The sequence below is a fragment of the Desulfobotulus pelophilus genome, assembly GCF_026155325.1.
Lineage (GTDB): Bacteria > Desulfobacterota > Desulfobacteria > Desulfobacterales > ASO4-4 > Desulfobotulus > Desulfobotulus pelophilus.
This window is the reverse complement of sequence record NZ_JAPFPW010000039.1, coordinates 1-7,644: the sequence shown is the minus strand read 5'-3', so window position 1 is coordinate 7,644 and position 7,644 is coordinate 1. Positions and strand designations below refer to the sequence as shown.

Below are 7,644 nucleotides of genomic sequence, written 5' to 3'. Positions count from 1 at the left end.
AATTAAAAGCCTGCCCCACCCCGCGCCTTCCAGAATAATCGCACTACCCATCACAACCAGAATTAGCCCAATAATCACAGCCATAAAAAGGCCACTTATAAAACGAGACGTTTCTGATGCTTTCAGGCGACCTACATAGGCATCCAGTTGTTTTTTTACGGGATCTTTCAAAAAAACCGAATCAATTTTCTGGCTGCATCCATTATTACCGGGCTGCTCCATACAATCCTGCAAGAGCAGTTTATAAGCTTTGCTGGCCGCAGGGCCATTTTTTTCAAATATAACCGAATAAGCAGCGGCGCTTTTACTTACTAAGTATTGATAATAGAGGTATATTATACCCAAAAACATCACCGCACAGGTTAAAACTGTCTCAAGGTAAACAAGGAGTGCTGCTGCTGCTGAAAATGTGAGGGCTGGAACAACCAAAGACAGGATCATACGCAATACTCTGCCAGCAAGTCTGGAATCGGACTTTATCAACCTAAGAAAAAAAACCTCTCCCGGCCCCTCTAGTACAGAACGGTCCGGAATCCCCTTGCTGGCCAGGAGACTGAATATGCGTTTGGCACAAAATTCTTCATATCTGCGTCCCATGAATAACATTTTTTTTCTTGAAAAATAGATAAACAGGGCCGAAAGGGACAGAAACACCACAACCATTGCGCTTCCTGCCATCAAAAGCAGACTTGAAGAACGAGGGTCAAAAGCGTATGGCCCGATATGAATTAACTCGCCCGAAGAGAAAAATCTCGCATAATAAAGAATAAGGCCAAACACTTTAATCTGAAAAACCACACCAAGAACACTTGCAGCCAACACTGCTGAAGCCAGCCAGCGGTCCCGCCATAAAGAATCTTTTAATAACCATATTAAAAAAACAGCATATCTATTAAGTCTAAACGTTATTTTTTTTAGCTGTAGTGTCAGCACACAAAATCCTATCGTCTGTCAAAGACAGTTAATTAAACTATACCGCAAGTAAAAAAACGTAAGACATTTTTTTAAACAAAACCGAATAATTTCGTTTTGCTTTTTAAATAAAAGCCAGAAATTTTAAAGACAAATAGATTCTCTTGTATGTTTAGAAGGCTCTCCTTGGTTATCATCTGAAACTTCAATTTCTCTCATAGCTTCATATATATACTTTAAATATGAAAAATATCTCTTTTGAACATCTGTTCCTTCTTGCAGTAGGTTATCATACATGACAAACTGTTCTTTTACAATTTTATCGAGATAATATTTACTGCTTAAAAATTTAACCGATTTTTTAAAACCCCATCCTGATAATTCTGAAATTCTGTTAAGAATAATTTTCTGAGCAATTCGGTCTACATCTTCTTGACCTAAATACCCTAATGATTCTAGATCCTTGACTATACTTTCATGAATTGCCAGAACGTTGCTGCTCTTATTTAAAAAATCAAGCTTATTAATGGTTTTTAGACGAGCATGATTTGGTATGTAAGTTGCAAAAAATGCTATATCTGCATAAGATTGGATCTTACCTTTATAGACATCATGCAAACCGGTAATAAAATCAAAAAAACCCGGTTGTCCTAGGCTTGACAACCTCTTCAACCTATCAAAAATGTGAGATCTTCTTACAACTGCATATGTTGTTGGAAATGACCATTGAGAGTAAGCTTTCATTCTGACTTCAGCCCTTGCAGCCTGAATAGGCCTGGCAACAGACAGCTTATGTAAAATGCCTTCTTTTTTTTTCATAATTTTAATTGTTGCACCTGTGGCTGCAACATAGTCTGGATTTTTTGCCAGAAAAGCAGCGCCTCTTTCAAGCAATACCATATTCGGGTAGTCATCATCAGCACCCCAAATAATCAACTCATCGTCCAGAGAACGCAAGACGTCAAGGCATCTTTCCAGCATTCCAAGGTTTGAAGGATACGATCGATAATCAATACTTAAACCAGTGGATATTGTTTTAAAGTTAGATATATTTTGTTCCTTATGAAAATCAGCACTTCCATCAGCAACTATGACTTCTGTATGCGGGAAAAATTCGACAAGGTATTGAAGGATTTTAGCTAATGATGTCGGCCTGTTTCTAGTCGGTATAAAAAGTTTAGTCATTAAAACCCCTCGGATCCTGAATATGCTGATCATACAACGGCCAACATCTCATGTAATATGGACATCTCTATCAGCAGAGAAATCCAATATACCGTAAGCATGGCAACATGTGCTTTGTATTTTTTAAGAACAATCATTTATTTTTTCTTAAAAAACCATCTGGAGCTACAGTTATAAGCAATTTATTTTGTATGCATCTATCGACCTTAAATTCATGATGCGTTTTCAAATATTCCCAGACTGCGGTTTTAGGGTTGTTGCCCGGGCCCCAGGGCCTGTCGGGAAACATATCTCCTGGCATATCTTCAATGAGAGTATCAAAAACCACACAGTAACTTCCTGTGCTTACCAACGGTCCATAAGCTTCCAACTCGGATAGCACATGATCGTGGGTGTGCATGGAGTCCAGACAGACAAGAATTTTTCGGTATTTCTTTGCTACATGATGAACCAGCGTAATGATGTCTGGATCAATAGAAGAGCCCTCCAGCATCTCAATACGGGAAGCCATTGGATGGGCTTCAATGACCCGGCGATTGTGAGCTCGTATATCAATGTCAATACCCAGAACTTTGCGTCGGGATATGGCCGGATCTATGGATTCCCCTGCTGCAATTGCATCGGCCATATCCAGCAGAGCCAGCATTGATGCACTGAAGATCAATGAACCGCCATGGGCTATACCCGTTTCAATAATGAGATCGGGCCTCACCTCCCAGATGATTTCCTGCATGGCCATAATATCTTGAGGGTACTGAATGATAGGACGGCCCTGCCAAAAAAAATTATAGGTATATCCATAGCGGTTTGTTTCCCGTGACCAGATGCGTGAAAGAGAATGAACATCCGTATCTGAACCAAGCAGTGCTATATTCTTTTCAACCAGGCACTGATGTTCTTTTTCTAAGGTCATTTTAATTCGCCTTTCTGACTACTAACGGGACTGCTGAAAACAGTCAATAATGCTTGCCAATGCAAGCATAAATAATGTTACAGTCTTCAGGATGCTCCAGTCCATATTCATAGCAAGCCCTGCAAAACTCTGATTTCCAGTCCTTAGCCGTTTCTAAACCGGTACGGCCCCACCCATGCCCAGCTTCCCACAAACCATTTTTAAGCAACCAGTCCATTTGTGGTGTGGATAGCATCTTGTAAAAAATTCCACCCATTTTTACTGTTTTAAGGCCTGCAGTAGCTATTTCCTGCTCAAGAGAGGCCAAATTATAAGACCTTCGATGACCTGCCACATTCACGTCAAAAGGTGATAACTCACCACAACTGGTAAGTGTACCCATCAGCACGGCTATTTTGCGGTTTACTGCATCACAATTTGGTACATGTACAATTAGACGACCATTGGGTTTCAAAAACCCAGCAGCTTTTTTCAATACAGCTTGGGGGTCCTGAACATGCTCCAGCAAGTCTAGCATGAACACAGCATCAAACTTACGGTCATCTTCAAAGTCTTCAATCAGGGACTCATAAAACTCACCCGATGGCACTCTTTTTCTGGCTTCTGCAAGGTGCCTCGATGAAGCATCGACGCCTACAATTATTTGAAAATTAGGCGCAAACATCTCAGTTAACAGTCCGTCACCACAGGCTATATCAAGAAGCATTTTACCCGAGACATTTTCCATGCAGGACTTTACTTTGTATAAAGCAAGCACATGATTATAATCCGTATGGTATGCTGACCGTTGCCATGGGAATGATTCCTGTAGTTTTTTTTCACAATCATACGGCATTTTATTTACTCCTATCCCAAGATATACTCGAAAATATCTTCAATACCATCCTCCAGCTGTATCTTAGGCACCCAATGGATTTCTTTCTGAGCCAGAGCCCAGTTCATAGCGATACGAGCCGTAGTATCATTAATTATTGCCTGTTCAATACTGCTTCGACTATTCAGCTTCTGAATCAACATCCGGGCAAGATCACTGGTAGATGTAAGGTTTCCAGTGCCTATATTCAGAACTCCAATATATTGAGACCTGATCGCAGCGATGATTGCAGTTACAAGGTCGTCAACATGGAGAAGATCAAGCATAGGTTCACCATTTGAGTACCTGTGAGTTCGGATAATTGCATGGCGAGCTGCTTTGTCAAAGAAGTTAAAAATAAATTTGGGCCGATCACTGCCCTTCCCATAAACAGGGCTGGAACGCAGCATAGTACAGCGCAGACCTGTTGTTCTGACATGATGACCGATAAGAAGCTCAGCTAAAAGTTTAGTTTCACCATATGGGCCCTTAGGCAAGAAAGGGGTAGCTTCGTCCACCCACAAAGTTCCTGTATAACCGGAAAAAACTTCCCAATTAGACAAATAAAGCAAAGGGATCTCCATGGTTATGCATACATCTATCACATTGCGGAGCATGGTGAGGGTCTGCCCCATAGCCATACTGGATGTATATATTCTTGGGTTAGCTAAATGAACAATTCGGTCAACTCCATATTTTTCAACCAGCAAAGCAAGCTTTGTACTGCCTTCCAGCAGGTTAAGCTCTGCTTGCTGTGGTGCCCATACAACAAACTCATCAGTCGCTGCCGCTTGAAATGCTTGCCCTATAAAACCGCTTCCTCCTGTCATGAGAAGATTAGGCCGTGATTCATCAATTCTCGGTCTGTGTAAAGAGAATTCAAGTGCACCGCGCACGGCCATTACAGGACCAAGTTTCAATTCCTTCTCATTTGTTTTTTCCATGACAAGTTGCAGGCATTTATCAAAATCATCTTTCTTATAATTAGCAAGTATGCCTGCAGCAACGGCATTACTTCTGGACATCCCATAATCACAGCAGACAACAATACGCTGTCCATCCTGCAAAGCACTAACTCCCTCTTCAACTTTTTCCAGCACTAACAAGGCTGTATTGCCAGGCTTATCAACCAAATCTCTCACATCAATAATTGTTACATTATTTTCATTCGTTGCGGCATCGTATGGGGCGGTACCCAGACAATCCGTAATCCAGCTAATTTTCATTTTAACTGATCTCCTGCGACAAACTGTTCCGTCAAACTTCTTAGATACCATCCTGGCTGGATCGTAACCGAATCAACCCGTTTTCCAGTTTGTATGTGCTGGAGATAAAGATCGATCTCATTAAAACCGGCAAGAGCTCTCAAATATGTTGAAGCCGAAAAGCGGGGATTAATCTCAAAAGGAAGGAAAACCCCATTGCGCAAACGCCCCTGCACATTGAGCGGCCCCACACTTCCAACAGAACTTGCAATTCTTTCTGCCTGTGCACACAGGTCGGGGAAATAATCAATATAGCCCTGCGAATACCCACTTGAAATAATTGCACCGCGTCCGCTGTATGCAACGGACAATTTTGCTCCAAGGCTTCTTTGCATGGCAATGGATGAAGCAATACTGCCGTCCGGGTAAGAAAGCACTCCTACTGTAAACTCCCCTTCCTGAATATCCACATACTCCTGTGCAATGGGAACACCTCCATTACGCCGAATATATTCTGCATAAATCATAGCTTCATCAGAGGAACCGGCAAAAAAAACAGAAACACTGCCACCGCTCCCTGTTGAAGGTTTTACAATGCATGGAAGCCCTACTCTTTGCAAATCCGAAACGCTGTCGATCAAACATGTTTTCGGAGCAGAGATACCTGCATCTTTAAGATGTTGGAAGGTAGCTTCTTTGTCAGAACAAAGAGCAACAGTCTCAGAAGAGTTCGCGATAAGAGTAATGCCTTCAGCATACAACCTTTCTTTTACCCCGCCCAACAATGTCATTGGCCGCTCCCCACCCGGCACAAGCCATCTCACGCCCGCACTTTTACAAACGTCAACAATGCTCTCAATATACTGATTTTTATTGATCTTATATGTTGCCATGAATGCTGAGTCATACATGCCGTATGCGGTAGAAGAAATATCACATCCATAAACTTCATATGATCCTGCTAAGATTAAAGCCTTACAAATTTCAGTTCCGAGGGATGCACCACCAATACCGGCAATCATAATTTTTTGTTTATGCATAGGATCACACACTCCTATTAAATCCATAAGTACTTTTTAATTACGGCGATGACCCTATCCTGTGAGGCTTTTACCATGTCATGATATGCAGGCAGATTAATAGATCTGTCTGCTATGTCCCGGCTGTTTAAATTGAACGCATTTCCTTTAAAAGGATCCAAATCGCTGAGAGGCCAGAAGAACACCCTAGCATCAATGTTTTCAGCAGCAAAAGCCCTAATCAGTTTTTCACGGCTTATTCCGGTTTCCGGACCAAAAACCACCGTTGGCATCCAGTAGCCGTTCACCGTGCCAGGCTTTTCCGGATTCATGGTAACGCCGGGCAGCTTGAGCAGTGCATCCGCATAGACTTTAAAAATCTCCCGTTTTCTGCGGGTCAAATCCTCAATCCGCTCCATCTGGGCACAGCCTATAGCTGCCTGGATGTTGGACATTTTGTACTTAAATCCCACCATATCCGGCCAAAACTGTTTTGTCTGCGTCCTGCTGCGTCCATGATTACTCAGGGTCAGTACATGCCCATAGAGGTCATCATCATTGGTAACGAACATGCCGCCTTCGCCCGTAGTCACGGTTTTAGTCCCGTGGAACGAAAAAGTACCGAACCTGCCCATGCTTCCTGTTCTGTAACCATGATAGATGGAACCTATGGCTTCGGCTGCATCTTCAATAACAGGAATGCCGTGTTTTTCTCCAAGGGCCAGCAGTTCCTTCATCTCGCAGAGATTACCGTAAAGATGGGTGGCAATGATGGCTTTAGTTTTGGGCGTAACAGCCTGTTCAGCCAAAATCGGATCAATACACCAAGTGTCCGGAAGAATATCGACAAATACAGGCTTTGCACCAAGATGCACAATAGGTGCCGCCGTTGCTATCCAGTTGGTATCCGCAAGAATAACTTCATCCTCCGGCCCGATGCCCAGTGCAGCAAGGCCCATGTGCAGGGCCCCCGTGCAACTGGATGTGGCAATGGCGTGTTTTACACCAAGATAATTACGGAAAGCCTTCTCAAAGCAAGCTATGTATTCGTAGCACCGTTCTCCCCAGCCATTGGCTGCGGCATCCGTGGCATAACGAACTTCAAGTTCTGTGATGGAAGGTTTTGTGTAATGAATACGTATTTTTTGGGTCATCAGTAATTAGAATCTTAAATTTTCAGAATTTACCGGTAACTTCCAGATATTGTTTTTTCATCCGGGATAGAATAATCTGACAATTTCTGCAGTATGCAATGTCCGTCAGTCTGCCTTCGCCCATAAGACGCCGATAATCAGAAAAAACTGAGCCGTTGTATATTTCAATAGGATCATTCTCAAAAATATTACCAAGGCTATGTACCGCCTTCTCATCGCCGCAACAGAGCGCAACATCCCCGCTTAAAAAAACAATAAATCGCAGTAACAGATCTGGACATATCAATTTAGTTTTTTGGGATAAATCCGATAGAATATTGAGTCTGCCAAGTTTATCCTGCCCAGATCCAGTAGATTTTTTTTCAGCCCCTCCCCAGTTATGAACATCAAAAAAACTGACAAG

At 42.4% G+C, this 7,644-nt stretch carries 8 protein-coding genes; all 8 read right to left on the bottom strand.

Going from position 1 to position 7,644, the window contains the following annotated elements; translation table 11 throughout:
- A partial coding sequence (locus OOT00_RS15590; protein ID WP_265426352.1) for a hypothetical protein occupies positions 1-933 on the bottom strand: 933 nt, incomplete at its 3' end.
- A gap of 123 nt (positions 934-1,056) precedes the next feature.
- Entirely contained in the window at positions 1,057-2,097 is a 1,041-nt protein-coding gene (locus OOT00_RS15585; protein ID WP_265426351.1) for a TIGR00180 family glycosyltransferase, read from the bottom strand.
- Positions 2,098-2,230: 133 nt separating this feature from the next.
- The gene (locus tag OOT00_RS15580; protein ID WP_265426350.1) at positions 2,231-3,010 is read right to left on the bottom strand and encodes a cephalosporin hydroxylase family protein; all 780 of its coding nucleotides are present in this window, start codon (positions 3,008-3,010) and stop codon (positions 2,231-2,233) included.
- 43 nt (positions 3,011-3,053) lie between these two features.
- Positions 3,054-3,845 carry a class I SAM-dependent methyltransferase gene (locus OOT00_RS15575; RefSeq protein WP_265426349.1) on the bottom strand — a complete coding sequence of 264 codons (792 nt, stop codon included), beginning with the start codon at positions 3,843-3,845 and terminating at the stop codon, positions 3,054-3,056.
- Positions 3,846-3,856: 11 nt separating this feature from the next.
- On the bottom strand, positions 3,857-5,089 hold the full coding sequence (locus OOT00_RS15570; RefSeq protein ID WP_265426348.1) for an NAD-dependent epimerase/dehydratase family protein: 1,233 nt from the start codon (positions 5,087-5,089) through the stop codon (positions 3,857-3,859).
- Complete coding sequence (locus OOT00_RS15565; protein ID WP_265426347.1) at positions 5,086-6,108, bottom strand: ATP-grasp domain-containing protein; 1,023 nt, start codon at positions 6,106-6,108, stop codon at positions 5,086-5,088. Before OOT00_RS15565 ends, OOT00_RS15570 begins: the two co-directional genes overlap by 4 nt.
- 17 nt (positions 6,109-6,125) lie before the next feature.
- Positions 6,126-7,241, bottom strand: a complete 1,116-nt coding sequence (locus OOT00_RS15560; RefSeq protein WP_265426346.1) for a DegT/DnrJ/EryC1/StrS family aminotransferase — start codon at positions 7,239-7,241, stop codon at positions 6,126-6,128.
- Positions 7,242-7,263: 22 nt separating this feature from the next.
- Positions 7,264-7,644 (bottom strand): SPASM domain-containing protein (locus OOT00_RS15555; RefSeq protein ID WP_265426345.1); only part of this gene is annotated, 381 nt, incomplete at its 5' end.